The organism is Streptomyces stelliscabiei (genome assembly GCF_014873495.1).
GTDB lineage: Bacteria > Actinomycetota > Actinomycetes > Streptomycetales > Streptomycetaceae > Streptomyces > Streptomyces bottropensis.
Genome location: NZ_JADBGF010000001.1, coordinates 9,983,021 through 10,007,242 on the forward strand (window position 1 = coordinate 9,983,021; position 24,222 = coordinate 10,007,242).

20 protein-coding genes and 2 pseudogenes are annotated in these 24,222 nt (G+C 68.7%); 12 read left to right on the forward strand and 10 right to left on the reverse strand.

What is annotated here, in order from left to right; genetic code table 11:
• Window positions 1-275: 275 nt before the first annotated feature.
• Both H4687_RS43585 and H4687_RS43590 read left to right on the forward strand, forming a co-directional pair.
• Entirely contained in the window at window positions 276-845 is a 570-nt protein-coding gene (locus H4687_RS43585; protein WP_046914808.1) for a dienelactone hydrolase family protein, read from the forward strand.
• A 250-nt stretch (window positions 846-1,095) separates the two neighbouring features.
• Window positions 1,096-1,857: a LamG domain-containing protein gene (locus H4687_RS43590; protein ID WP_192781786.1), complete on the forward strand. Its 762-nt coding sequence runs from the start codon at window positions 1,096-1,098 to the stop codon at window positions 1,855-1,857.
• A gap of 197 nt (window positions 1,858-2,054) precedes the next feature.
• On the opposite strand, the gene H4687_RS43595 is transcribed toward H4687_RS43590, so the two are convergent.
• The 3 genes from H4687_RS43595 to H4687_RS43605 form a co-directional block, all read right to left on the reverse strand.
• Window positions 2,055-2,636 carry a dihydrofolate reductase family protein gene (locus H4687_RS43595; protein WP_046914807.1) on the reverse strand — a complete coding sequence of 194 codons (582 nt, stop codon included), beginning with the start codon at window positions 2,634-2,636 and terminating at the stop codon, window positions 2,055-2,057.
• A gap of 373 nt (window positions 2,637-3,009) precedes the next feature.
• Window positions 3,010-4,128 carry a fatty acid desaturase family protein gene (locus tag H4687_RS43600; RefSeq protein WP_046914806.1) on the reverse strand — a complete coding sequence of 373 codons (1,119 nt, stop codon included), beginning with the start codon at window positions 4,126-4,128 and terminating at the stop codon, window positions 3,010-3,012.
• Window positions 4,129-4,135: 7 nt separating this feature from the next.
• Window positions 4,136-5,197, reverse strand: coding sequence for a ferredoxin reductase (locus H4687_RS43605; protein WP_046914805.1), 1,062 nt, complete (start codon window positions 5,195-5,197; stop codon window positions 4,136-4,138).
• An 86-nt stretch (window positions 5,198-5,283) separates the two neighbouring features.
• Between H4687_RS43605 and H4687_RS43610 the strand changes: the two genes are divergently transcribed.
• Window positions 5,284-6,423: a PucR family transcriptional regulator gene (locus H4687_RS43610; RefSeq protein WP_046914804.1), complete on the forward strand. Its 1,140-nt coding sequence runs from the start codon at window positions 5,284-5,286 to the stop codon at window positions 6,421-6,423.
• Between the two features lie 150 nt (window positions 6,424-6,573).
• Here H4687_RS43610 and H4687_RS43615 read toward each other — a convergent pair whose 3' ends face one another.
• Window positions 6,574-7,926, reverse strand: coding sequence for a serine hydrolase domain-containing protein (locus H4687_RS43615; RefSeq protein ID WP_046914803.1), 1,353 nt, complete (start codon window positions 7,924-7,926; stop codon window positions 6,574-6,576).
• A 161-nt stretch (window positions 7,927-8,087) separates the two neighbouring features.
• On the opposite strand from H4687_RS43615, the gene H4687_RS43620 reads away from it, so the two are divergent.
• Window positions 8,088-8,771: a TetR/AcrR family transcriptional regulator gene (locus H4687_RS43620; protein WP_046914819.1), complete on the forward strand. Its 684-nt coding sequence runs from the start codon at window positions 8,088-8,090 to the stop codon at window positions 8,769-8,771.
• Between the two features lie 264 nt (window positions 8,772-9,035).
• On the opposite strand, the pseudogene H4687_RS43625 reads toward H4687_RS43620, so the two are convergent.
• The 3 genes and pseudogenes from H4687_RS43625 to H4687_RS43635 form a co-directional block, all read right to left on the reverse strand.
• A pseudogene (locus tag H4687_RS43625) lies at window positions 9,036-10,265 on the reverse strand (IS256 family transposase); the annotation flags it as partial.
• A gap of 275 nt (window positions 10,266-10,540) precedes the next feature.
• Window positions 10,541-11,314: a maleylpyruvate isomerase family mycothiol-dependent enzyme gene (locus H4687_RS43630; RefSeq protein WP_050398575.1), complete on the reverse strand. Its 774-nt coding sequence runs from the start codon at window positions 11,312-11,314 to the stop codon at window positions 10,541-10,543.
• 503 nt (window positions 11,315-11,817) lie between these two features.
• Window positions 11,818-12,405: a carboxymuconolactone decarboxylase family protein gene (locus H4687_RS43635; RefSeq protein ID WP_159026269.1), complete on the reverse strand. Its 588-nt coding sequence runs from the start codon at window positions 12,403-12,405 to the stop codon at window positions 11,818-11,820.
• Window positions 12,406-12,943: 538 nt separating this feature from the next.
• Here H4687_RS43635 and H4687_RS43640 point away from each other — a divergent pair.
• Window positions 12,944-13,567, forward strand: a complete 624-nt coding sequence (locus H4687_RS43640) for a hypothetical protein (protein WP_046919535.1) — start codon at window positions 12,944-12,946, stop codon at window positions 13,565-13,567.
• Between the two features lie 373 nt (window positions 13,568-13,940).
• On the opposite strand, the gene H4687_RS43645 is transcribed toward H4687_RS43640, so the two are convergent.
• Entirely contained in the window at window positions 13,941-14,504 is a 564-nt protein-coding gene (locus tag H4687_RS43645; protein WP_046919534.1) for a dihydrofolate reductase family protein, read from the reverse strand.
• Between the two features lie 80 nt (window positions 14,505-14,584).
• Between H4687_RS43645 and H4687_RS43650 the strand changes: the two are divergent.
• From H4687_RS43650 to H4687_RS43660, 3 genes and pseudogenes are all read left to right on the forward strand, one after another.
• Window positions 14,585-15,043: pseudogene (locus H4687_RS43650) on the forward strand (hypothetical protein); the annotation flags it as partial.
• Window positions 15,044-15,358: 315 nt separating this feature from the next.
• Window positions 15,359-15,487: a DUF4259 domain-containing protein gene (locus H4687_RS43655; RefSeq protein ID WP_159026091.1), complete on the forward strand. Its 129-nt coding sequence runs from the start codon at window positions 15,359-15,361 to the stop codon at window positions 15,485-15,487.
• Window positions 15,488-15,847: 360 nt separating this feature from the next.
• Complete coding sequence (locus H4687_RS43660) at window positions 15,848-16,075, forward strand: hypothetical protein (protein ID WP_046913873.1); 228 nt, start codon at window positions 15,848-15,850, stop codon at window positions 16,073-16,075.
• 10 nt (window positions 16,076-16,085) lie between these two features.
• Here H4687_RS43660 and H4687_RS43665 read toward each other — a convergent pair whose 3' ends face one another.
• Window positions 16,086-17,051 (reverse strand): helix-turn-helix transcriptional regulator, encoded by a 966-nt coding sequence (locus tag H4687_RS43665; protein WP_046913872.1) that lies wholly within the window; start codon window positions 17,049-17,051, stop codon window positions 16,086-16,088.
• A 92-nt stretch (window positions 17,052-17,143) separates the two neighbouring features.
• Here H4687_RS43665 and H4687_RS43670 point away from each other — a divergent pair, with 92 nt between their 5' ends.
• Together H4687_RS43670 and H4687_RS43675 are read left to right on the forward strand one after the other, a co-directional pair.
• Window positions 17,144-17,509: a VOC family protein gene (locus H4687_RS43670; RefSeq protein WP_046913871.1), complete on the forward strand. Its 366-nt coding sequence runs from the start codon at window positions 17,144-17,146 to the stop codon at window positions 17,507-17,509.
• 924 nt (window positions 17,510-18,433) lie between these two features.
• The gene (locus H4687_RS43675) at window positions 18,434-19,288 is read left to right on the forward strand and encodes an RCC1 domain-containing protein (protein WP_046913870.1); all 855 of its coding nucleotides are present in this window, start codon (window positions 18,434-18,436) and stop codon (window positions 19,286-19,288) included.
• 792 nt (window positions 19,289-20,080) lie between these two features.
• Here H4687_RS43675 and H4687_RS43680 read toward each other — a convergent pair.
• Window positions 20,081-20,227, reverse strand: a complete 147-nt coding sequence (locus H4687_RS43680) for a hypothetical protein (RefSeq protein WP_159026090.1) — start codon at window positions 20,225-20,227, stop codon at window positions 20,081-20,083.
• Window positions 20,228-20,403: 176 nt separating this feature from the next.
• On the opposite strand from H4687_RS43680, the gene H4687_RS43685 reads away from it, so the two are divergent.
• On the forward strand, window positions 20,404-21,036 hold the full coding sequence (locus H4687_RS43685; protein WP_050398573.1) for a DUF6368 family protein: 633 nt from the start codon (window positions 20,404-20,406) through the stop codon (window positions 21,034-21,036).
• A gap of 640 nt (window positions 21,037-21,676) precedes the next feature.
• Window positions 21,677-23,437, forward strand: a complete 1,761-nt coding sequence (locus H4687_RS43690) for a S8 family peptidase (protein WP_046913868.1) — start codon at window positions 21,677-21,679, stop codon at window positions 23,435-23,437.
• The last annotated feature ends 785 nt before the right edge of the window (window positions 23,438-24,222 follow it).

Sequence of the window (24,222 nt, forward strand, 5' to 3'; positions counted from 1 at the left end):
CGGTGGCGCCGTGCACCCATACTGGCCGCGCAGCGGGCACCGGGTATGAGCTTGGGTACTCAAATCCCGCCTGAGTAACGGCTGTTACTGCCGTGAGCGAATCATGGTGTCGGCCAGCCCGTTCTCGACGGCGGAACCGATTCGTGTGCGGGGCCTGGAGGTGAACCGCCTGCCATGCCCGCAGGCGCTGTGAGAGGCTCGGGTGCTGAATGAGGTACCAGCGTCCTGGTGCCTTGGCGGAACAGTCGATCAACAGGCGAAGGACACCGCGAAACATGGCTGAGGTGCTGCTTTACCATCACGTCCAGGGCTTGACCGACGGGGTGCGGGCGTTCGCCGACGACCTGCGACAAGCCGGCCACACCGTACACACTCCGGATCTGTTCGAGGGCCGCACCTTCGGCAGTCTTGAGGAGGGCATGGGGTTCGCGCGGGAGACCGGGTTCGACACTCTCAGGGAACGTGGTGCGGCAGCCGCCGAGGAACTCGGCCCAGAACTGGTGTACGCCGGCTTCTCGTTCGGCGTGACGATCGCCCAGAGGCTCGCACAGACGCGGCCCGGCGCACGTGGAGCACTGCTGATGCACTCCTGCATCCCCGTCACCGAGTACGGGGATTCCTGGCCCGACAGTGTGCCGGTACAGATCCACGGCAAAGAGGGCGACGAGTTCTTCGAGGAAGACCTGCCCGCGGCACGCGAGTTGGCCAAGTCCGCATCGGCGGCAGAGCTGTTCGTGTACCCCGGCGAACAGCACCTGTTCACCGACGCCTCCCTCGAGGCCTTCGACTCGGAGGCATCCGGGCTGCTGCTTGAGCGCGTGCGGGCGTTCCTCGCCACCGTCTGATTGAAGGTCTGAGCAAAACATGCTCAACTGCAGGAGACCGTAACCGCTCCGGTGATGAATTCCACGGTTACCTCCACCGGCTCGCAGGCTTTGATCACGGCGGCCAACAGCGGCTGATCGTCCCAGTGGATGCAACCACACCAGTGGACGCAGAAAATTGTTGTCATATAATTTCGCCCGTACGAGTTTTCTGTTCCGTCATTTCACCGGCATTTGCATGCCGAAGTCAGATGCGGAGCAGCATCCATGCATGGAGAATTCTGGAAACGACGGAACACCGTCGACAGAGGCGATCTTGACTGGCGCTGAGGTCGTCTTCACGGCGGATTTCACGTCCACCCGTCAATGGGTGGCGGGACGTTCGTGGGCATATCCGAACGGCGGACCGATCAACCCCGGTGACAACAAGCTGGATCACCTGACGGCGGACCCGGCCTACAGCCGTTCGGGTACCTTCCGTGCCACCCGCCGCAGGGACGGCCGGTGGACCACCGGCCTGCTCACCACGGAGGGGAGCGAGGAGGGCTTCACCGTCCGCGCGGGGGATGTGCTGGAGGCACGGGTCAGGTTGCCGCACGAGCTGGGCGCGTGGCCGGCCATCTGGACCTGGCGGGACGGCGACCAGGAGATCGATGTCTTCGAGTACCACCCCGACAACGCCGACCTCCTGGAGCTGACCAACCATGTTCGCGGCGCCAACCTCTACTACCGCGACCCCGCCATCGGCCCGGGCGCATGGGTCGATCTTCGCGTCGAGTTCGGTCAGAGGTCCGTGATCTGGTGGGTGAACGGCAGTCGGGTGTTCGCCGACCGCCGAGGTGTGGGACGCTCCTGGCACGCGTACCTCATCGTCAATCTGTCGGTGTGCGCAGGCCGTTACCACCCTCCACCGGCTCCTCATGTCAAGGAGATGTCGTACAAGGTCCAGCACCTCGTGGTGCGGCGGCCGGTCGCACTCCTGGAGGCGGTGTCCGACGATTCCGAGGAGGTGGCGGACAATGACGCACCGTGATCATCTGGGGCGACGGAGAATTCCGTAGGTGCCAGTCGGGATTCGGATGTGCCATCCCGGATCGCTCTCACCGGTGCATGGGCAAAGGTGCCTTCGGCAGGCAACAAGGCAGAATTCGCGCACGCCGCCGAACTTGACCTCGTCCATTCGCGTGTCGCCGTTCGCGGTGGGCTTCTCCGCGTACGCGCTCTGATCGGTCAACGGCGTACCTGATAACGCAGATGAAGCACCCGGTTGCCCTGAATCACCACGTCAGGATCTTCCAACAGGTGCTGCGCGTGGACCGACCCGAAGTAGCGCTTGCCGGACCCGAACACCACGGGTACGACGTCCATGCGCACCTCGTCGACCAGACCCGCGGCCAGCACCTGGCCACCGACGTCGCCAGCGGCGACCTCGACCGTGCGGTCGCCCGCAAGCCCTTGCGCCTTCGCCATGGCTGCCTCGACGCCGTCGACGAAGTGAAACGGCGCCTCGGGGTCCCAGCCCTCGGGTTCCGGCCGGTGCGTCACGACGACCACGTGGTCGATCCCGCCCGGAGGCTTCCCGGCCCAGCCGTCCGTCAGGTCGAAGACGTGGCGGCCGACGACGGTCACCCCGATCTGGTCCCAGTACGGCCGGGTGTAGTCGAAGGACGCCTGCGACACCTTCAGCTCGCCGCTCTCGTCCAACGGGACGTCACCGCTGGACAACCAGTCGAACAGCGGTCCGGGCTGGTCATTCTCGTCCGCGACGAAGCCGTCCACCGACACCGAGCTGTACATGACCACAGTGCCCACGGGGCTCTCCTCTGCTTTGGGGTGCCCCCAAACTAACGCGTCGTCAGCTGCCGCTCCTGGAGGCGAGCCAACAGGCCGGCAGAGGCCAGCTGTCCAAGACATCTGCTGCCAGCCTCTACACCGGTTGGGGTCCCAGCCGGTGCAGAGCGGTGACGGCGGTCGCCGGCCTCGATTCCCTGGATCCTCGCTTGGCTCCGGTCGCCAGGCAGCTCCGATGACAGGTGCCTTATCGGCCGCGCGGACAAGGTGGCATGGGTGGTCGCACATGCCTGGGTGGCCAGATCGGACACGTACTCGGGCCCTGCCATCAGATCTCACCGAGACGAAGGTGATGCCGTCGGCACGGCCGAAGGTTCCGAACCCATACCGGGAATCAGGCCGCGACGAGCTCCTGCTCGCGATCCGGCGCCTGGAGCTTGGGCTTCTTGTTCGGCAGGGAGAGCCGGAAGACCTTGTGCCACGCGGAGAACACCTGCTTGGGCAGCGGTCCGCTGACGTACTCCAGCTCGTACTTCTCGAACAGCGCGCGCACCTTCACCGCGACCTCGGCGTACCGGTTGCTCGGCAGGTCCGGGAACAGGTGGTGCTCGATCTGGTGCGACAAGTTGCCGGTCATGAAATGCATGGCCTTGCTGCCGCTGATGTTCGCCGAGCCCATCATCTGGCGCAGGTACCACTGGCCGCGCGTCTCGCCCTTGATCGACCGGCGCTCGAAGACCTGCACGCCCTCGGGGAAGTGCCCGCACATGATCACCGAGTGGGTCCAGATGTTGCGGACCAGGTTCGCGGTGAACGTGGCGGCGAGCGTGGTGAGGAACGACGGGCCCGACAGCAGCGGGTGGATCACGTAGTCCTTGAGCACCTGCTTGCGGATCTTGCGGCCCACGGCCCTGGCCCGCGCGCGGAACTCCGGGTTCTTGCGGCGGCGCTTGTGCAGGTTCTTGCCGAGCTCCAGGTCGTACGCGGCGATGCCGTACTCGAAGAAGCAGGCGTTGATGAAGTTCCACAGCGGCTGGCCGAGGTGGAACGGGTACCACTTCTGGTCCTCGTCCACGCGCATGATGCCGTAGCCGAGGTCGTTGTCCTTGCCGATCACGTTGGTGTACGTGTGGTGCAGCTCGTTGTGCGAGTGCTTCCACTGTTCGGCCGGCGAGACGTGATCCCATTCCCAGGTGGTGGAGTGGATCTTGGGGTCCCGCATCCAGTCCCACTGGCCGTGCAGGATGTTGTGGCCGATCTCCATGTTGTCCATGATCTTCGCCACGGACAGACCGGCGGTGCCGATCAGCCATGCGGGCGGGAAGATCGAGAACAGCAGTACACCCCTGCTGACCAGTTCGAGCTTGCGCTGCGCCGAGATGACCTTGCGAATGTAGGCAGCGTCCTTCTCGCCGCGGTCGGCGATCACCTCGTCGCGGATCGCGTCCAGTTCGCGGCCGAGCTCCTCGATCTGCTCCGCGGTCAGGTGGGCGGTGGGGTCGATGGCGGTCAAGGTGCTCCTACCGTTCGATGTCGCAGGGGCCCGCCGCGGCGGACACACAGGTCTGGATGAGAACGCCCGGCTCGGCCTCGGTGATCTCGCCGGTGCGCAGGTCGCGGACGGCGCCCGCCTTGAGCGGCGTGACACAGCCGAAGCAGATGCCCATACGGCACCCGGACGGCATGAGCACGCCGGCCTCTTCGCCGACGTTCAGCAACGGCGTGGCGCCGTCCGCGTCGACGGTCTTGCCGGTGGTGCTGAACGTGACCTCACCACCGCCACCGTCGACGGCGACCACGATGCCGGGGCGGAAGCGTTCGGTGTGCAGGCGCTCTTGGACGCCGTGCTCGGTCCAGTGCTCTTCGGCGGCGTCGAGCAGGCCCGCGGGCCCGCAGGCCCAGGTCTCGCGCTCGGCCCAGTCGGGCACGAGTTCGTCGAGTCGGGCGATGTCGAGCATGCCGTCCGTGTCGGTGTGCACCTCGATGAGACGCAGCTTCTTGTCCGCGACCAGGCCGTGCAGATCGTTGCGGAAGATCACGTCCTGCGGCTGTGGCGCGGAATGGACCATGACGACGTCGTCGAACTCGGTGTCGCGCAGCATGCCCATCACGGGCGTGATGCCGCTGCCGGCCGTCAGGTAGAGCACCTTGGCCGGCTTGGCCAGCGGCAGCACGAAGTCACCGGTGGCCTGGTCGAGCTGGATCAGCGTGCCCGGCTTCGCCCTGCGGACCAGGTAATTGCTGACCTTGCCGTCGGGAATCGCCTTCACGGTGATCGTGACGCGGCCGTCCTGGCGGCTTGTCGGCGAGGTGACGGAGTAGGCACGCCACAGGCGCACCCCGTCGACGTCGACCCCGATCCGTACGTACTGACCGGCCGTGTGCCCGCGCCAGCCTCGTCCCGGCCTGATCACGACGGTCGCGGCGTCATCCGTCTCGGGGTGCACGGCCTCGATGCGCCCACGCAGGTCGGCGCCCGCGCGCAGCGGGCTGACCAGGTCGAGGTAGTCCGACGGCAGCAGCGGCGTCGTGACCATCTCCAGCATTTTCCACGCCCTGGTGCGGAGGGCTGTACTCGTCATGACTCCAGCTTGCTGTGCCTCAGGGCGTAAAGTCCTGACCGCAGGACGTGAATCTGGTCGGTCGATTTGTTCGCAGGGAACAAAAAATGAGCCATGTAATCCGGAGGGCCACCGAGCCGGCCCTGGATGAGACGACGGTCACCGCGCTTCGGGCCGCGCTGAGAACCACCGCCGACGAGGTCGTCCAGGCGATCATCGACGAGGTCCCTCCCTACGCCAACGCCCTGTCGGGCCGTATGGGCGGCACGATCCGCCGAGCCGTCCGCACGGCCCTGGGCCACTACCTGGACGTGGCGAGCGGGAACGCCACGGGCGGCGACGCCGGTGACGCGGCCTACGAGCTGGGCCGCGGCGAGGTGCGCGACGGCCGTTCGATGGACGCCCTGCTCAGCGCCTACCGTGTCGGTGCCCGCGTGGCCTGGCGATGCCTGGCCGCCGGTGCCGTACCCGCAGGTCTGCCCGCCGCCGAGGTCGCCAAGTTCGCCGAGTTGACCTTCGCCTACATCGATGAGCTCTCCGCCGCGAGCGCCGCGGGCCATGCCGACGAGCTGGCCGCCCGGGGCCGGGTTCATGAGCGCCACCTGGAACAACTGGTCCGCGACCTCCTCGCCGGCGCGAGCCCGGACGTGCTGCTGGCCTCTGTTCAACGGGCCGGCTGGCAGCCTCCGGTTTCGCTGACCGCGGTCCTGCTGCCCGCCGCCCAGGCCCGGCCTGCCTACCGCGCGCTCGACCCGAGCACCCTCGTCCTCGACGATCTGCCGGACGCCTTGGGCGTACTGCTCGTCCCCGATGCCGACCGATCACATCTCCTGAGGCAGCTGGCCGACCGCACCGCCGTGGTCGGCCCGGCCCGGCCATGGACCCGTGCGTCCGCCTCGTACGAACGAGCGGTACGCGCGCGCTCCCTCTCCTCCGACATCCGCGACACCGAGGACCACCTGCCCGAGCTGGTGCTGAGCGCCGACATGGAGGCGTTCGCGGACCTGCGGGCCCGAGCCCTCGCACCGTTGCGGACCCTGCCTGACGCGACCGCGCGGCGGCTGGAGGAGACGTTGCGGGCGTGGCTGCTGCACCAGGGCAGACGGGACGAGGTGGCGGCGGCGCTGTTCGTCCATCCCCAGACCGTCCGGTACCGGATGTCGCAGCTGCGGGAGCTGTTTCCCGATCTGGGGTCGCCGCACCGGGTCCTTGAACTGACGCTGGCGGTCGGTCTTCGGGGCAGCTGATGAGTTCCTTCGACCGTCCATGACAGCGTCCACGGCCGCGTCCGCGAGTGGTCCAGAACCGTGTCCGCGAGGAGTAATTGTCAAATGTTGTGGACCTGGGCGAGGCTGTCACCGGCCTCACCTGCGGTGCTCTCCGGGGGTTCCCAGGTTTCACTCGGCGGGTGTCGGGACCCGGTTGAAGAACCGTCCGGCCATGTCGGCCCCGATGATGGCGCCGTTGGCGTCGCGGGTGAGGAAACCGCGCTGGCCGATCAGGCCGCCACCGGTGACGATGTACTCGTCGCCGCAACCGGGTAGCAGGCCGAGGCCGGCTGGCGGCAGGTCCGCCGGCAGTTCCCGGTCGGCCGCCGCGCGGATCTCCGGCTTGATCCGGCATTCAACCGTCATCGTGTCACCGTCGGTGTCGATGATCAGCGTCATGAATTCGTTCGCGTAGTGCCCGGTGATCTCATGGGCTCGCTGCGGGTCGTACGGGAGCGGCTCGGGGTCCCGCTCGACCACGCCGAGGTAGTGTTCGAGCGCCCAGCGGAGCACGGCCTGGTTGAACTCCAGCCCGTTGTCGGGCCCGGCGTTGGACGCTGCGACGACGGCGAAGTCCCGCTCCGGAACCAGTAGCAGGTTGGCGAACTGGCCGTTGGTCGATCCGCCGTGCCCGACGGTGCGCACGCCGTCCACGTCGCGCAGGAACCAGCCGAGGCCGATGGCGTCGCCGAGCGTGGAGCCGTGCAGTTCCACCGTCGGCTCCTGCATGCGCCGCGCCAGGTCACGGCCGCCGAGGTGGAACCGGGCCCAGCGCAACTGGTCGGAGACCGAGGACACCAGGCCGCCGCCCGGGTTGTTGCCGCGCGTGTCCTTCCACGTCCGGGCGACCTTGAGCGCCCCTTCGCTGAGGTTGTGACCCACGGCGAACCGGCGGGTGATGGCCTGTCCGGCGGTGAAGACGCTGTCGGTCATGCCGGCCTGTTCCAGGACGAGTGAGGCGACAGCGGCCTCGTAGGTCTCACCGGTGACGTTCTCGACGACCCGGCCGAGCAGGTTGTAGCCGAGCTGGCTGTAGGAGGCGCGGCCGCCGACTGGGCCGATCAGCGCCACCTCAGCCATGTGGGTCACCTCGCGGGCCAGCGCGTCGTCTCCGTCTCCGCTGTCGAAGACCATCCGGGTGTCCAGCCCGGCGGTGTGGTTGAGCAGGTTCAGGATGGTGATCTGCGCGGCCGCGCACTCATCGGGGAGCCGGAGTTCGGGAACGTAGCGGCGCACCGGCGCCTCCAGCTCGACCCGCCCCTGCTCGACCAGGCGCATGATCGCGGTCGCCGTGTAGGTCTTGGTGACCGAGCCCAGCACGAACAGCGTGTCCCGGTCGACGGGCAGCGGGTTGTCGATGCTCGTCACGCCGTGGCAGACGGTCAACTCCCGTCCGTCCACCAGGACTCCCACCGCCGCACCCGGGATGCCGAGCTCCTTGGCCTTCTCCTCGATGAGCTCCGCCAGCGCATCGTGTGACATCTCGATTCCCCCTCGATCGGTGTGGTTCGCGCTCGGCACCGAGCTGCCCATCCGGGCGTCGCGGCGACTTGCACTGTGTTCAAGTGGAGGCTAGCGAACGACTTGAACACTGTGCAAGGAGTTTCTTGAACAGCGTGCAAGTCGAGGGCTATCGTGAATCCATGCCCCGCAACACACTGACCCGCGAACAGATCCTCATCGCCGCCATCACCCTGCTGGACGCTGAAGGGCTGGAGGGTCTGAACATGCGTGCTCTGGGCCAGCGGCTGGGCTCGGCGGCCACTGCGGTCTACTGGCACGTGGGCAGCAAGGACAACCTCATCGCCCTCGCCGGCGACCAACTGTGGCACGAAATCGCGCTGCCCTGCCCCGACGAGGTCGGCTGGCGCACGGCGGCCACCATCATGGCCAGTGACCTGTACGCGATGCTCACCCGCCACCCGTGGCTGCTGCAGGCCTTTGGCTCCCTCCTCATGTTCGGCCCCGGCAAGGCCCGCCACGACGACCACCTCCTCGCCATCTACGAAACCGCGGGATTCGCTGGCCCCGCAGCCGACCAGGCCGCGGCCGCCGTTTTCACCTTCGTCCTCGGCAACGCCCTCGGCACAGCCGCGACAGCCTCGCTCACCCGCAAACTGCGGCGCGAAGGTAGCGGTGACGCCGAACAGGCCATCGGCGACGCCCAGGCCGAGGCTCGCGAGATCGCCGCACAATTCCCTCGGCTGCGCGCCCGCCTGGACACCCACAGCGCCGACTACGGCGCGGCGCCCGACAACACTTTCCAGATCGGCCTCCAGGCCATCCTCGACGGGCTGGAGGCGCTGCGACGCGGGCCTACTCGGTGACCATCACGCGATTATCCGGGAAGGCACGCTCGGCCCACGGTTCGAAGACGGGGCCGAGGCGGAGGGCGGCGGCCCTGCGGTCCAGGTGCCGCAGCACAGCAGACTGGGCCATGGCCTGGTCTGGATCGGTGAGGACCTTCGTGACCAGAACCGTCTCTTCAGCGCCGGTGACCTGCACGAACTCGCGAAGGTAGGCAGCGAAACGTAGGGGCTCGGCCGGCTCTTCCTGTGGGGCGTCGTAGGGGCGCATGCGGCTTGGTCCCGCCGCTCGACCAAGACGCCGTTCTCGAACCTCGCTCCCGCGCGGACGAGGGCGACGAGGTGGGCTCCGGTGATCGCGCGCCAGCGGGCCTGGGCGGACTCGACGAGCTTGAACACCATGGCGAGCGCGGCGGCCGGGCTGCCGGCGCCGCGGGTGACCTCGGTGCGGAGCTTGACGGTGGAGAAGGTCGACTCGATGGGATTCGTGGTCCGCAAGTGGATCCAGTGCTCGGCCGGGAAGTCGTAGAAGGCCAGCAGTTCCTCCTGGTCGTCGGCGATCTTCGCGACGGCTTTGGGGAACTTGGCGCCGTAGGTCTTCGCGAATGTATCGATCGCCTTCTCGGCGTGGCCGCGGTCCTCGGCGTTGTAGATCTCCTGCATTGCCTTCGTCGCGCCCGGCTGTGCCGACTTCGGCAGGGCGTTCGTGACATTTCGAGCCTTGTGGACACAGCAGCGCTGATGCCGGGCGGCGGGGAACACCTCGGACAGGGCCTTCCACAGGCCCATCGCGCCGTCGACGACGACGAGCTCGGGGTCGTGCATGCCGCGGCGGCGGCAGTCGCGCAGCAGGTCGGCCCACGACTCAGTGGACTCTCGCAGCCCCTCGGCCAGGGCGATCAGCTCCTTGGTGCCATCCAGGCGCACTCCGAGCAGGACCAGGACGCAGGAGTGGGCCTGGCCGAGGCGGACCTTGGGGTGCACCCCGTCGGCCCACACGTGGACGAAGTCGCTGTCCGCGAGGTCTCCTGGAAGGCGGCGTGGTCGTCGCTCCACTGCTTGGTCAGCCGGGTCACGGTGGCCGGCGACAGCCCGGCCGACGAGCCGAGGAACTGCTCGAGCGCGGGCACAAAGTCGCCGCTGGACAGCCCGTGCAGGTAGAGCAGCGGCAGCACCTCGCTGACCTTGGGCGACTTGCGGCACCACGGCGCAAGGATCTTCGAGGAGAACCGCATCCGCTCGCCGGTGGCCTCGTCCACGCGCCGGTCGTTGACTCGGGGCGCGGTGACCTCGACCGGTCCGGCCGCGGTGGCCACCGCGGCCGGACCGGTGGCGGCCGTTGCGGACCACCAGGCGGCGGCCACGCTCGTCGGTCTCCGCAGCCAACTCGGATATGTACTGATTGACTTCGGCCTCCAGGGCGGCGGCGAGCATCCGCCGGGCGCCTTCGCGGACGATCTCGTCGATCAGAGAGCCGGTCTCGGTCGAGCCGCCGGCGTTCACTGCGGTGAGCACGGGCGTGCCTTCCCAACCCGCGCTGCGAACGCGGGCCTACTCGGTGACTGGTCGATCAATCACCCGGGAAGGTACGCCCTTCGCGCGCTCCGGGGGAGCCGATCCACAAGTCCTGAGCATTGCTACCGTGTCCGCGAGTGGTCCAGGACTGGCACCTCGTCCTTGGCGCGATCAGCTGGCTGGTGCCCCCCGGGAAAGAACCTACCGAAGCAGCAAGGCACGTTCTTGCGCGAGGACGAGTCGGAGAGGTCGCTCAGTGGCAATCTGCTCGCTCTCTACGGCGCTGTGAAGAACATCGGGAAGCGCAGGCCCAGCCACGGTTTGCGGCCCCAGACGAGGACCTTGGCGCGGGCCATGACGGTGGGGGTGGTCCAGCGGCCCAGGGCGAGGAGGAGGAAGGCGACGGGGTCGATGGCGATCGTGCAATCGGGGCGCCGGGGCGGGGTGTCGGTGACCGTGGGCACGCCGTCCGCGAAGGTGACGGCGAAGCGGTCGCTGCCGATTCGCAACAGGTAGCACGCATGATGGCCGACCGCGCCGGAGTTCACTACACGGGGCATGGCCAGTCGTATGAAGGGCAGCGTGAACGCGACCACTTCCCGGTTGACCATGTGCGGCCCGCGCAGCGCGACCGCGATGTCGTAGCCGTGCCCGAGCAGGTGCGTGAGCAGGTACGAGCCCAGGGTGGCCCTATCCATCGGCCCCATGGGCGTCAGCATCGTCTCCCGCGAACTGCAGTCGGCAGCGGCCGCAACGAAAGCCCGCGCCCTGTCCGCGATCTCCGCGCCGAGGATGGCCGGATCCCGCTCCGGGAAGACTGCCAGCGCCGCACGGTTGGCCGCCGCGAGGCCGCTCGGCGTCCCATCGCCGTAGGTATGGTGCTGGCCCGCCCCGATGTCCGCCATCAGCTTCCCCGCCAGCGCGAGGTGCGCCGCCGCCTCGCCCACCGTCCACTCCGCGCCCGGCAACGGCGTCTGCGGGTCGGCCCCCGCCTCCAGCAGCACCGCGATCCGGTCGGCAGTGGCGACAATGGCATCCTCGGGTGTCATGAGCACGATCCTTTACGCACTCGGACGTCCTGTCCAGAGTCCTGTCGTCCCACTCCCCGCCCCAACCTGAAGAACCACCACCGGTAGTTCGTCAAATCCGGCGGTGGCGGTGGCGGTGGCGGTGGCGGGGGTTGGCGGTAGGCCGGGCCTTGCCGTCCGGGTGTAGGTGGTGCTTCTGCGGTCCGCACTCGTCGGCGGATACCGTCGATCAGCTTCCGCCGCCAAAACCGGCGGCCGCCCCACCCCCGCTACCGGCAACAGCGGCGCCAGCACCGACCACTGCTCGTCATAAAAGCACCCCCGGCCCTACCCGGCCCAGCCGCCACAGCCCTGGCGTCTCTGTACGCGAGCGCGGTGAGGGGCCCACGGACTATCGGCGGGCCCTTTCGCGGATTCCCACACACCCTCCGGCGGCGGACGCGCCAGCCGATCCCGACCCTTCTTCGATCTCCGGGACTACCGGGGCAGGGAAGACTCGCCCGGCTGCTGCCCAAGACGTTCTGTCAGCTCATGGGGGGCAGCCCGGGTTCCGGCAGTACCCGCAGGGAGTTCAGGGTGAAGGCCAGCAGATGGTAGTGGCCCACCAGCATGGGGAGTTCGATCAACTGTTGCTCCGTCAGGTGACGGGTCAGCCCTGCCCACGTCGACTGACCGATCCGGGCGTCGGAGTGCAACTCGTCCGTGGCCCGCAGCAGCAACGACTGCCGTTCCGTCCAACCCGGCGCGTCGGGCCCCACAGCCACCCGAGCCATGTCCTCCGATGACAACCCCGCCTTCGCCGCGATTCTCACGTGCTGGCCCCACTCGTAGGGCGAATCGCAGTTGCGCGCCACTCGAAGAATGACCAACTCGCGGTCGGCGAAGGGTAGCTCCCCCGCAAGCAGCAACTGGCTGCTGAAGGGAAGCCAGGCGGCGAACAGCTTCGGATGACGAGCAAGCGTCGTAAACACGTGTGCCTCACCGAGCGAAGACACGCCGAGGCCCAGTGATCCGATGTCGGCGGACAACGTCTCCCGCACGGATTCATCCCATTCATCCGCGGGCTGCGGGGGAATGCGAGGCGCGGCGGGCGGCATCGGCGGCTCTGACACGCGGGCCACGGTATGTCAAAGGCAGTCCGGCGGTAACGCCAACGACAAGCCACGTATCTGAAGCACTTCCAGCCACGCGTCACCGACGGCGGACGACGGCGGCGCGGGATGGTGGACAGCGGACACCACGGCACGGAGGAGCACGAAGCCTGTTCCGCCTCGTACCCGGCACCGGCCACATCCTCGACTCCTCGGTTGTCCTCCACCGCGGCAAGGTGGCGGCTGCGCATCCACGAGGGCGGCGCGTTCTCCACGATGGGCCCTGTGGCCGTCGGCTTATACCGACAGGGTTGCCTTCTCCGCGTACGACGTACGACGTACGACCTCGCCCGGCCAGGGCACGGTATCCCAGGCACTCCATGTATCCGCAGGTCAGGCGGGATGGGATGGTCCCATCCCGCCGGATCGGCCGTGGGTGGTTGCGCGCGGCTGCTGCGACCGTTGATGCTGTGGATGCCGCACCGACCAGGCCCGGGCTGACCAGCCGGCCTCGCCGCGGCATCCACGTCCACGCACTCACATCCACGGGGGAACACCCATGTCCATGCGCATTCGCACGAGCGCTCTGACCGCACTGACCGTCGCCGCTGTCGCGGCGGGCACGGTCCTGACCGCACCTGTCGCGGGCGCCGCACCGAAGGCGGCCGCGCCCAAGTTCCTGTCGGCGTCCCAGCTGCCGCCGCACCCGACGTCATCCTGGACCGCCGGGCCGGTCACCGAGGGGTTCCCGGAGGCACTCGGCCTCTGCGTGAGCACGGAGGGCGTGCTCGACTACGACTACCGCCACCGCACCTTCCGAACCGATGTGGACGCCAGTGCCGTGCAGCTGACCGTCGTGACGGGCACGGCCGCCCAGGCCAAGGCCCTGGCGAAGCACTACGACGACCTGATCCGCACCTGCGCCGACCGACTCGAGGCCTCCTCGCCCGACATCGACGCCGAGGGCCGGGACTACGGCACGCTGCCGGTCGAGGAGGGCGCCCACGTCCGTGGCCTCAACACCGAGACGTCCTGGGGCGCCAACGACGTAGCCCTGCTGTCGGTCGGACGGGACGGCAGGACCGTCACCGTCGTCCAGTGGGGACAGATGGGCGACTTCGTGAACGCGCCGGTGACCGCTTTCAAGACGACCACGACCACGGCCGTCAACAAGCTGTACTGACCAGACGACCACCGGGAAAGGGGCCGGCCGCCGCTCTTCGCCACGGGGGTCGGAAGGACGGCCCCCGTTCCGGTCATGCCCCGGGGACCTCCGAGTTGGTTGCCTAGGCATTCCTCGCCTCGGGCCGCGACGACTCCGACGGCGTCGGCCCGGCCAACGTGCTCGACCTCCGGCGGTGAGCGCGGTGCCCTGGCCCGTACGCACGTGACTGAAGGACTGTCCGTCCTGCAGGACGTCCGTCCTGGAGGACCTGCCCGAGCAAGGCCGGGCGATGTTGCGTGACGTGCTGGACATCGCCCGGCCGCGCCCGACAGCAGCCGGGCGGGCGGGGCGGTGGCCATCGTCTGGCGTGCTGCCGTATGCGGACGGGCGCTCAGCGCCTCGTCTCGTACCTGGTCAGGAGCACGCCGCCGGGAAGCGTCCGCGTCTCCACCAAATTCAGGTTCACCCAACCGTCCAGCGCGGTGAAGAACGGTGTGCCGCCGCCCGCCAGGACCGGCGCGGTGGCCAGCACGTACTCGTCGATCAGTCCGGCCCGCATGGCCGCTCCGGCGAGCGTCGCGCCGCCGATGTCCATCGGGCCGCCGTCCTCGGCCTTGAGCCGGGTGATCTCGGCGACCGCGTCGCCGGTGACCAGGCGGCTGTTCCAGTCGACCTTGTCGATCGTCGAGGAGAACACCACCTTCGACATGTCCCGCCAGCGGCGCGCGAACTCGGCCTCCGCCGGGGTGGCGTGGGGCTGCTGGTCGCCGGTCGGCCAGTAGGAGCTCATCGTCTGCCACAGCTTGCGCCCGTACAGCGTGACGTCGGTCGCCTGCAACTGGTCGGACCAGAACTGGAACAGCTCATCGCTCGGCACGCTCCAGCCGATGTCGTCGCCGGGTGCGGCGATGTAGCCGTCCAGGGTCACGTTCATGCCGTAGATCAGTTTCCGCATGGCGCCAGCCTTCCGTAAGTCGGTCTCACACGTGGAGACCGGCGCGGGGCGGGAAACTCATCGGTGCGCGATCTGCTCGTATGGAGTCCTCGTGGTCGGTGGCTCAGGCGATAGTTCCTTCCCGCAAACGCACGGGCCGGGACCCGGCCGTGCTGCCCCGCAGCGTGGTCTACGACCCCGATCATCGCCGTGAACCCCGGCGGCCTGTGAGCCCGCACCGATGCTCTGCGTGGCGCCTGGCTGTGCGGGGCCTGTCTGGACGCCACGACCCTGTCGCTGCACCACAAGCTGTGCCACGTCCTGGGCGGCACCTCTGCTTGCCCCACGCCGCCCTCCACACCGTCCTGGTGCCGTACGTGACCGCCTTCAACCTCCCCACGGCGCCGGCCGCCGAACAGGCCCTCCGTCGCGCCCTGGCCACGGATGCGTACCGAAGCACCTGGCGCGAGCATCAAGCCGAACTCGGCGCCCCGCGCTCGCTTGCCGAACTCGGCCTTGACGACGGGGACTTGGGCGGGGCCGTCGCCCAGGCCCTGGCCCACCCCTACACCAACCCCCGCCCGGTCACCGCCAAAGCCCTCCGCGCGCTCCTCGTGGACGCCAGGAGGGGCACTCGATGTGATCGCTGTCCGCGGCGGTGCGGCAGGTGGACGGAGCGGTTGCGGTCGGCTCTCGGCCGAGGTGGATCTCGTCCGCGCCGGCCGGCCTCGACCGGAACAGGAAGCTCAAGCGCCAGATGTGCGCACGCGCCGACTTCGCACCGCTCGCCAAGCGGGCCCTCCTCGCCCCGTGACCGATGTCAGGGGCGCATGGAAGCATGCCTTCGTCCGAGACAGCCGTATCAGGAGCCATGCATGGGAACGTGGGGAACCGGCCCGTTCGACAACGACCGCGCCGCAGACTTCGTCGACGAACTTGAGGGGCTCACCCGGCAGCAGGTCATTGACGTGCTGGAGCGGGCATTCCGCCGAGTCACCGACTAGGGAGTGCGCGTCGACGGCGGAGACGGGGCCGATGCCGTTGTCGCCGGCGCTCTCGTCGCCAGCACCCTTCCGGACAGTCCCACCGGCATCAACCCCGATGTCGGCCGATGGCGGGGGCGCCGCTGAAGACAGCCCGTGATCGTGCGTCCGGACGAACCCAGGGGGCCTGAATCGCTCCGGGTGGTGCACATTGGGTGGTGCGGTGGCGCCGGTTCTCTCGCGCGGTGTCGTCAGAGGCGGGCAGCGGCCCGCCAGGCCGACAACAACGACGTCCGGCACGTGCCACCGGGACGGCCGGGACGGGTCGGCGCACGGAGCCGCGGGTCATCCGCGAGCCGACGGTTCCGCCGGGAAGGTGTCGTGGTCGTCGACATCCGTGAAAGCAGTCGCACACTCTGTCCGAGCCCCTCGGCCGAACTGGTGGACCCGGGCGGGAAGGCCGAGCCCCGGAGCCTGGACGGACCCGGAAACCACCGTCGCGTCGAGCATGAGGGCGAGCCGGAGCTGCGGATCCCGCCCCAGTACAACCAGGACGTCATCGCCGGCGAGTTGCCCGCAGAGATCACACAAGTCCTTGCCGTCACCTAGCTGTTGCGGGTCAGGACGTGGGTGACGGCGCATAGTGGTGGGCAAGGCTGGTGGCGAGGTCACGGAGGTGAGCCCTGGCTTCGGTGGGGCCGTGCACAGTGATGGTGCTCCCGAACGGCAGTAGTGCTCGGAGGTCCTCCAGTTGCAGGAAGCGGATCGTCACCTTGTGGCCGGTGGCGGATGCCTCATGGTCGTCGCGGACGAGTCGTTGTCCAAAGATTCGTCGCGCTCGCTCGATCTGGGTGTGGTCGACGGTGGCGCTGACCTCGATCGCATGGCTGTGTTCCCACTGATCAACGAGCGCTGCAGCGACGGTGGCCAGCGTCTGGTTCGCGCGAATCCGTCGTGGCTGGTCGACTTCCTTCCACGTCGTGATCCGTTCGAGTCGGTACATCCGTGGCACTTGGGCACGGTCGGCGACGAGATACCAGGTGCCGGCCTTGGCGAACAGCCCGTAGGGATCCACGACCAGGCCGCGTGGGCATGACTCGCGGGGGCTGTCGTATTCGATCCGTAGTCGGCGACCTCGCCGCACCGAGCCGATCAGCGAAGCCGGAGTCGTGCCCGAAGCTCGTGTCTGGAGCCAGGGACGGCTGTCCGCGTGCACGACGTCGGTGAGCGGCAGGAGTTCATGACCTCGACGTGCCTGTGTTGCGACGATCTTGGAGAGCGCCCGCCGGCTTTCGACCGATGCGTTGAGCTCCGCACGTTGCTTCTCGTCCAGCCCGGTGAGCGAGAGATGATCACGCTCGCCCGGCGTGAGCCGCGTGAGGTCGAGCCCGGACCCGGGCAGCATGGTCACGCCGCCGAGGCGGCCCCGTTGTGCGGTCACCGGCAGACCGGCGTCGCGGAGCCAGTTCAGGTCCCGGGTGATGGTTCGAAGGGACACCCCGAGGGCCGAGGCAAGTTCCTGTGTGGTCACGGCATCCCGCGATTCGAGGAGCAGCATCAGGGTGAAGAAGCGGTCTGGCGTCACACCCCAAGTTTTTCAGGAATTGCGACACGATGCGGCGCAGATTCCGATCAGGCTGGTGGATGTGTACCTACGACCCGTGAGAGGGAGCAACCATGACCACATCCGTCGTGTCCATCGTCTACGTGAACGACGCTCCCGCCGCAGCGCGTTTCTACGGCGACCTCCTCGACATGAGGCCGTCGTTCGAGACTTCGGGATACATCACCTTCGACCTCGGGCCGGGCGCTGACCTCGCTCTGTGGGCTGGCCAGTTCGAGGATCTGTCACCGGACGTCCCGCGTACCAGTGAGGTGTGCGTGGCCGTCGACGGTGGGCCCGACGAGATCGACGCGATCTTCAAGCAGTGGCAGTCCAAGGGCGTCACGATCCTGCACGAGCCTCATGATGAGGGGTTCGGGCTGACCTTCCTCGCAGCTGATCCCGACGGGAACCGTATCCGCGTCGCACCGCAGGACTGAAAGTCCACAACGTGGCAGGCGCACACGACGAGTGTCGCGCCTGCCGCCGTCCGACTTCGAGAGGACGTCGAGTGCCCCACGCGATGCGGCCCCTGGGCGTCGAGGGCCGTAGGCGGCTCGTGCAGCGGTGTCAGACACGCCCCATCGCCCACGTCGCCAATCCGAACGGGGCACCAGCATGGCTCATCGAGCAGAGCGATTCCTGGCGCCGCGAGCACGAGTGGTCCGGGCAACGGATCACCCACGAACCTGTGAGCATCGGTCTGTGATCGATCGGCGGACTGTCAGTCGAACACCTGACCGACCCGGCTGGGCCTCGGCCCACGCCGCTTCAACGACACAGGCGGCGAGAACAGCCGGAAGCCGGGGAAAGATCACCGCCCGCCGGCCCTGACGCATGGTGCACCGGGAGGTGAAGAAGGTCGGCGGGATCCTTGATGGCGGCGGGTGCCGGGCCACGCACAGCCGAAACAGCGATCAGGCCGAGGTCGCCAGTCGGGCGAAGTCGGCGGGGCGAAGCGCGGCTACGTCTACCTGCACTCCGTCGTCGACGGGTTCTCCCGGCTCGCCTACACAGAACCGCTGGGCGACGAGAAGGGCGCGACTGCTGCTGGCTTCCTTGCCCGGGGGGAAGGTCTGGCTGGCCGCCCACGGCAGAGAACACATCCACCAGGTCGTCACCGACCATGGCACTTGCTACCGCTCCGGCGACTTCGCCCGCATCGTCGGGCAAGGCGCCCGGCATCAGAGGACCAAGCCATCCACACCTCGACACCACGGGAAGGCGGAGCGCTACCAGCGCATCATGGCCGAGGAAGCACTCCTCTACGCATGTGAGTTCACCAGCGAAGACGCCCGGTCAGCCGCGATCGCAGTGTGGAATCATGGCGCGGACCCGCCCCAGCGTAAGGACGAGGAGTCAGCATGCTCGCCAATTGGTCGGCGCTGGCGGCCGGAAGGCGTCATTCGGTGGGACGGCGCAGGGACGGAACCGTTCTCGCCGTGGGCCATACCGCAGCCGATGAATGTCGCGTCGAGCGCTGGGAGGATGTCGTCGCCGTGGCAGCCGGCAACGTCCATACGGCGACGAACACGGGCAAGTCCCATACGGTGGGACTCCGGTCGGACGGCACGGTGCTGGCGACGGGGTGGAACGGCGATGGGCAATGTGAGGTCACCGGATGGAGCGGAGTCGCGGCCGTGGCCGCCGGCTGGCGCCGCACCCTCGGGCTGCTCGGGAACGGCCGCGTGCTGGCCGTCGGCCGGAACTCAGAAGGGCAGTGCGACGTGCGGTCCTGGCGCGAGATGGTCGGCCTCTCGTGCGGCGACTGGCACTCGGTCGGAGTTCGGGCGGACGGTTCCGCACTGGCCGCGGGCAACGATCGACGACGTCAGTGTGCCGTCGAAGGGTGGCGTGACCTCGCCGCCATCGCGGCCGGGTATGCCCACACCGTCGGCCTCAGGGCCGACGGGCGCGCAGTGGCGACCGGAGACCGGACATCCGGAGCGTGCGAGGTCGATCGGTGGGAAGAGGTGGTGGCGCTCGACGCGGGCAGCCACCACACCGTCGGGGTGACTGAGTCCGGGCGAGCCGTCGCCGCGGGAGACAACAGCTACGGACAGTGCGAAGTCGGCGATTGGCGCGACATCATCGCCGTGGCAGCCGGTTCGACGCACACCCTTGGCCTGCGGGCGGGTGGCACAGTCGTGTCCACAGGAAACAACGCCGACGGACAGTGCGCCGTCGACGCCTGGGCCGGAATCCGGCTTCCCTGGTAATCCGGCCGGACTTTATATGTGTCCTGGAGATGTGGACGTCGGTCAGCGCGAACACCTCGTCCTCGTCGCTGTCCCAGCCGGTCGCCGGGTCGTCGGGGCGGTGCACCCGCGACGCGCGGTAGGAGCAGCCGTCCTGGTCGGCTTCCGCCCAGGTGAAGGGCGCGGCCTCGCCGGATTCCCGGGACGCGGACGAGTCGGGGTCCGGGGTGCGCACGGCCGAGAAAGGCGCCCAGACCTCGCCCGGTACCTCGGGCGAGGCCCAGACCCCCCGGCCGGACTCGTCGTCCCACGACCGGCCACGCCCGCGGCGCCCGACGCCGAACCGCCCGTCACGTCGGTAGGCGACATCGTGGTGGACTCCGTCCACCAGCGGGCCGTCGTCAGCAACCCGCGCGGCGGCCAGATCGTCGTCACCGACTACGACGGCAGGACCATCAGAACCGTGCCTTCGCTACCCGGCGCGAACGGTCTGGAACTGTCGGCCGACTCGGGCACGCTGTTCGCGGCGGTGCCGGGCGCCGACGCGGCTCAGAGTTCTTCCCGCTCGGTACGACCGGCGTCTCCGAGGTCACGCTCACGGGCACCCCGACCACGAAGGTCCGCTTCCGGTTCCGCTCGGAGTACCACGACACCGCCTCCGGCGACAACGTCAACACCACGACGTACGGCGCCTGGAAGTACTTCATCTTCACCAGTTAGCGCTGGCGCATCAGACGACGTCTGCCCAGTGCGGGATCTCCCCGAGGCGTTCGTCGGCAGGGTGCATGTTCCGCCAGATGATGTAGTGGCGGATCAGGCTGCCCTGCGGTTGAGTCGGGAGCTGTTGGTCTGATTGCGGACGATCTCCGCGTGGTTCGCCGGCGCCCGGGTCGCGACCCGACGGCAGAGCTTCGTCGTCAGGTGCGGTGAGTAGTCGTCACGGACGATCGCCATACCCACGTTCGCCGGGTACAGCGAGCGCAGGTAGCGGCAGCACTCCTGGAACTTCGCCCTGTTTTCCGTCCGGGCGTGTCTAGTGCTGTGACCGCACGGGTTCGCCGTGGCGGCGGCGTCGGTGCTTGGACCGGCTGGAAGAATCTGTGCGGTCGCGGAGCAGAGCAAACTAGGCTCCCGACATGTCTGGTCCGACGTTGGTGATCGATCTGGCGGAGCCGCTCTCCCCATCTGCGCTGCAAGAGTTCCGCGCTTTGATGGTGGGGCTCTCCTCCCACTTCGCCGAGAAGCGGCCCGGGTTCTTCGACGTGAACGTGCCTGCGGAGCGGCTGGGCGTCCAGGACAGACGAGAGGAGGACTGGCGAAAGCCGTTCCCGCTTCCGCTCCTCGGCAACACCCCCGCGGACGAGGAGCTCACCGCCCTGGTGGGATTCAATCCGCAGCGTGAGGACTGGCGTCGGCCCTTCCTGGTCTACTTGATGGGACCTGGTATCGGCGATGAGAGCATCTTCCAGGCTGAGCACGCGGACGAGCCCGAGGTGGAGGCCGTCCTGGGCTTCAGACCGACCCATGCCGTCAATGTCAGCGCCTGCTGCAATCGCGAGATCGATCACGTGACCACGGCCCTGCTGACTGCCGCTGTCATGGACGTCATCGGGGGCGTGGCCAAGGCCGAGCTGCTGGACGGACAGGTGTCGGTCGTCGCCGGCCTTCCGGGGGTGTTGGGGATCACGGACGACGACTGGACCGTGCTGGGAACGGCGGAGTTCCTGCGGGCCTGGGTTGGGCAACCCGCCTTCCGGCTGGTCAAGTAGCCCATACAGATCCGCGATAGAGGTGATGCTGTGACCTGGAACGTTTGCCGTGTTCCGAAGTTCCGGGCGTCTGCCACGCCCAGCGCCGCGTCTGCCAGAGTGCCAGTGACGACGGCCGCCCGCGGCGGGTAGATGCGGAAGAGACGGCCGATCCGGAACGTCCGCACGCACGTCCCGGAGGAGTCGAAGCGCGTCACGGGCATCGACAAGCGGCCGCCGTACTTGCTGTACAGCGCGATGTCGCCGGTCTTGACGTATCCCGGCGTCCAGCGACGCGGGGATGATGTAGCCGCTGACCAGGAAGCTCGGCCCGATGTTGGGGGCCCGAGTCGGCCCCACCCTCGACGTGGGGCTGGGCCGCTCGGTGTGGGTCTCCGTGAGGGGGCGATGTCGGGTGGCCGCGAAGGAAGAGCTGTTCCTGCTGATCCGTCGGGACTCGTGGCGGAAGGGGTACGTCTCTTTTCAGCCATGCTCGTACAACGTCCCTGCACGGAAAGGTACTTCCGTGGAGGAGCATGCACCTGACATCTTGCATCCACCACTCGTTTCGTACGGCCCGGCCGGTGCCCTCAACACGGCCGGCCCGTCTCCGGAGGACGCATTGATACCCCACATATCCAGCCGGTCCAGACGCACGCTGGTGCTGGCGGCCACCCTCGGCGCCGCCCTCACGTTCGGCGCCCCGGGCGCCCTCGCGGGCACCCTCCCCGTCGTCCCCTCCACCGCGCCGGCCGCCAAGGCCCCCGCGCCGGCCGCGAAACCGGCTTCCCAGAGTGCGAGCTGGGTGGCCGGCACGCGTGCCTACCTCGTGATCACCGCCCCCGGTGACAACTCGGCGGTCCGCTCCGCGATCGCGGCCAACGGCGGCACCGTCTTCTCGGACTTCGACGCCATCGGCGTGATCGTCGCGCACTCGGCGTCCAGCGGATTCGCCGCCACCATGCGCGGCGTCGCCGGCGTGCAGCAGGTCGGTGCCACGCGTACCTCGGACGTCCCGGCCGACGCCTACAACCCGGCGCTCCCGGCCAATCCGGCCCAGGCCTCGACCCCGGCCGGGGAACCGGTCCGGGCCGACATGAGCCAGATCAAGGCCGACCAGGCCTGGGCCGTGAACCCGGGCTCCGCCTCGGTCAAGGTCGGCATCCTCGACACCGGTGTGGACGACCAGCACCAGGACCTGGCACCCAACTTCGACGCGGCCGACTCGGTCTCCTGCGCCTACGGCAAGCCCGACACCCGTACCGGCGCCTGGCGGGACGTCGACACGCACGGCACCCACGTAGCGGGCACCGTCGCCGCGGCCAAGAACGGCAAGGGCGTCGTCGGCGTGGCACCCGGAGTGAAGATCGCCGCGGTCCGGGTCGCCGAGCCGGGCAACTCCTTCTTCTTCGCCGAGAACACCATCTGCGGCTTCGTCTGGGCCGGTGACCACGGGTTCAAGGTCACCAACAACAGCTATTACACGGACCCGTGGCAGTTCAACTGCCCGGACAACATCGACCAGGCCGCCATCATCGAGGGCGTCAAGCGTGCCCAGGAGTACGCCGAGGCCAAGGGCTCCCTCCAGATCGCCGCCGCGGGCAACGAGAACTACGACCTCGCCCACAAGACGACCGACTCCGCGAGCCCGAACGACTCGACGCCGGTCACCCGCACCATCACCAACGCCTGCCTCGACATCCCGACCGAGCTGCCGGGCGTGGTCACGGTCGCGGCCAACGGCACGGGCGTCACCAAGGCCTCGTTCTCCAACTACGGGCAGGGCGTCATCGACGTCGCGGCGCCGGGCAGCAGCGTGTACTCCACCGTCCCCGGCGGCGGTTACGGCAGCAAGAGCGGCACCTCGATGGCCACCCCGCACGTGGTCGGCGTGGCGGCGCTCATCGCCAGCGCCGACCCGGGCATCACCCCGGCGCAGATCCGCGCCAAGCTGGCCACCCAGGCCAACGACATCGCCTGCCCCTCGGACAGCCGCTGCACGGGCACGACGGCCAACAACGCGTTCTTCGGCGAGGGACAGGTCGACGCCCTCAAGGCCGTCGGGGCCACCCCGCCTCCCGGCACGTACTTCGAGAACCTCGCGGACTTCGCCATCAACGACAACGCGACCGTGGAGAGCCCGATCGCCGTCACCGGCGTGACCGGCAACGCCCCGGCCACCCTCAAGGTGGGTGTGGACATCAAGCACACCTACATCGGTGACCTGAAGGTCGACCTGGTGGCGCCGGACGGCACCGTCTACGCGCTGCACAACCGCGCCGGCGGCAGCACCGACAACATCGCCCAGACCTACACCGTGAACGCCTCCTCGGAGGTCGCGAACGGCACCTGGAAACTGCGCGTCAACGACAACGCCGCCTCCGACACAGGCAAGATCGATGCCTGGAACCTGACCTTCTAGCGCAGGGCCCGGCAACGCCCGCGTGCAGGACGCACTGCGCCGACGACAGCTGCCCGCCCGCGGCCGCGGACAAGGCGGGGCTGGGATCTGTTCGGCCAGGGCTGCGAACGGCTGGGCGGCAGAGGACATAGGGGCCTCGGCGGCGGTGTACACCGCGGTCGGGGCCCCTATGCCGAAGGGGTCCAGGAAGGCCGTGGATGGCCTGGGGCCGGTGTCCGGCTCACCCTGCGTCTCCGGGAGGGGCTGCGAGGCCGTGTCCACGCTGACCGTACGGGCGGCAGGGCCGAGGCTGAGCACGCCGCGGCCCCGAGGAGTGCCGGCCGGTTCGAGCGGAGGACCGCCGTCCAGGCCCGGACCGCGGAGGCGGCCTGGCCGGGGGAGGCCTACGTCTCGCGCACCGACTCCTGCAGGGCGGCCATCAGTCCAGTCCCGGACCCGGCTCCGTCGGCTCTCACGGTCGCAACGGCCGCCTCCGGCCAGATCGGAGAGCCTCGTGGCGTCCACGCCGTTGCCCCCCGACCAGGTCGCCGACAGGGTTGGGCCGCTGCCGGTCGACGCGCTGCACGGGAACCGGCCCCTGCCAAGCGGCGGCGCCGCACGACTACGGTATCCACCACAGGGGCCTGCCGAAGGGCCCGAGGTGAGCTGTTGGCCTCCGCCCCGGGCCGCTCCGGGGAGCGAATCTTCATGGCGTCCTGGAGCTGTTCAAGGCGTATCTCAAGCCCCCGGCGGCTGGCGGAGGACGCCACCCGCCGGAACCCGGTCCCTCTTCACCACCCCGGCTG

Excerpts from the sequence above, each read along its gene's own strand:
- H4687_RS43610 (WP_046914804.1), top strand. The coding sequence starts at position 5,284 with ATGAGCCATGTAATCCGGAGGGCCACCGAGCCGGCCCTGGATGAGACG.
- H4687_RS43605 (WP_046914805.1), bottom strand. The coding sequence starts at position 5,197 with ATGACGAGTACAGCCCTCCGCACCAGGGCGTGGAAAATGCTGGAGATG.
- H4687_RS43620 (WP_046914819.1), top strand. The coding sequence starts at position 8,088 with ATGCCCCGCAACACACTGACCCGCGAACAGATCCTCATCGCCGCCATC.
- H4687_RS43685 (WP_050398573.1), top strand. The coding sequence starts at position 20,404 with ATGTCTGGTCCGACGTTGGTGATCGATCTGGCGGAGCCGCTCTCCCCA.
- H4687_RS43615 (WP_046914803.1), bottom strand. The coding sequence starts at position 7,926 with ATGTCACACGATGCGCTGGCGGAGCTCATCGAGGAGAAGGCCAAGGAG.
- H4687_RS43585 (WP_046914808.1), top strand. The coding sequence starts at position 276 with ATGGCTGAGGTGCTGCTTTACCATCACGTCCAGGGCTTGACCGACGGG.
- H4687_RS43640 (WP_046919535.1), top strand. The coding sequence starts at position 12,944 with ATGTCCATGCGCATTCGCACGAGCGCTCTGACCGCACTGACCGTCGCC.
- H4687_RS43655 (WP_159026091.1), top strand. The coding sequence starts at position 15,359 with ATGGGAACGTGGGGAACCGGCCCGTTCGACAACGACCGCGCCGCAGAC.
- H4687_RS43670 (WP_046913871.1), top strand. The coding sequence starts at position 17,144 with ATGACCACATCCGTCGTGTCCATCGTCTACGTGAACGACGCTCCCGCC.
- H4687_RS43630 (WP_050398575.1), bottom strand. The coding sequence starts at position 11,314 with ATGACACCCGAGGATGCCATTGTCGCCACTGCCGACCGGATCGCGGTG.
- H4687_RS43645 (WP_046919534.1), bottom strand. The coding sequence starts at position 14,504 with ATGCGGAAACTGATCTACGGCATGAACGTGACCCTGGACGGCTACATC.
- H4687_RS43590 (WP_192781786.1), top strand. The coding sequence starts at position 1,096 with ATGGAGAATTCTGGAAACGACGGAACACCGTCGACAGAGGCGATCTTG.
- H4687_RS43675 (WP_046913870.1), top strand. The coding sequence starts at position 18,434 with ATGCTCGCCAATTGGTCGGCGCTGGCGGCCGGAAGGCGTCATTCGGTG.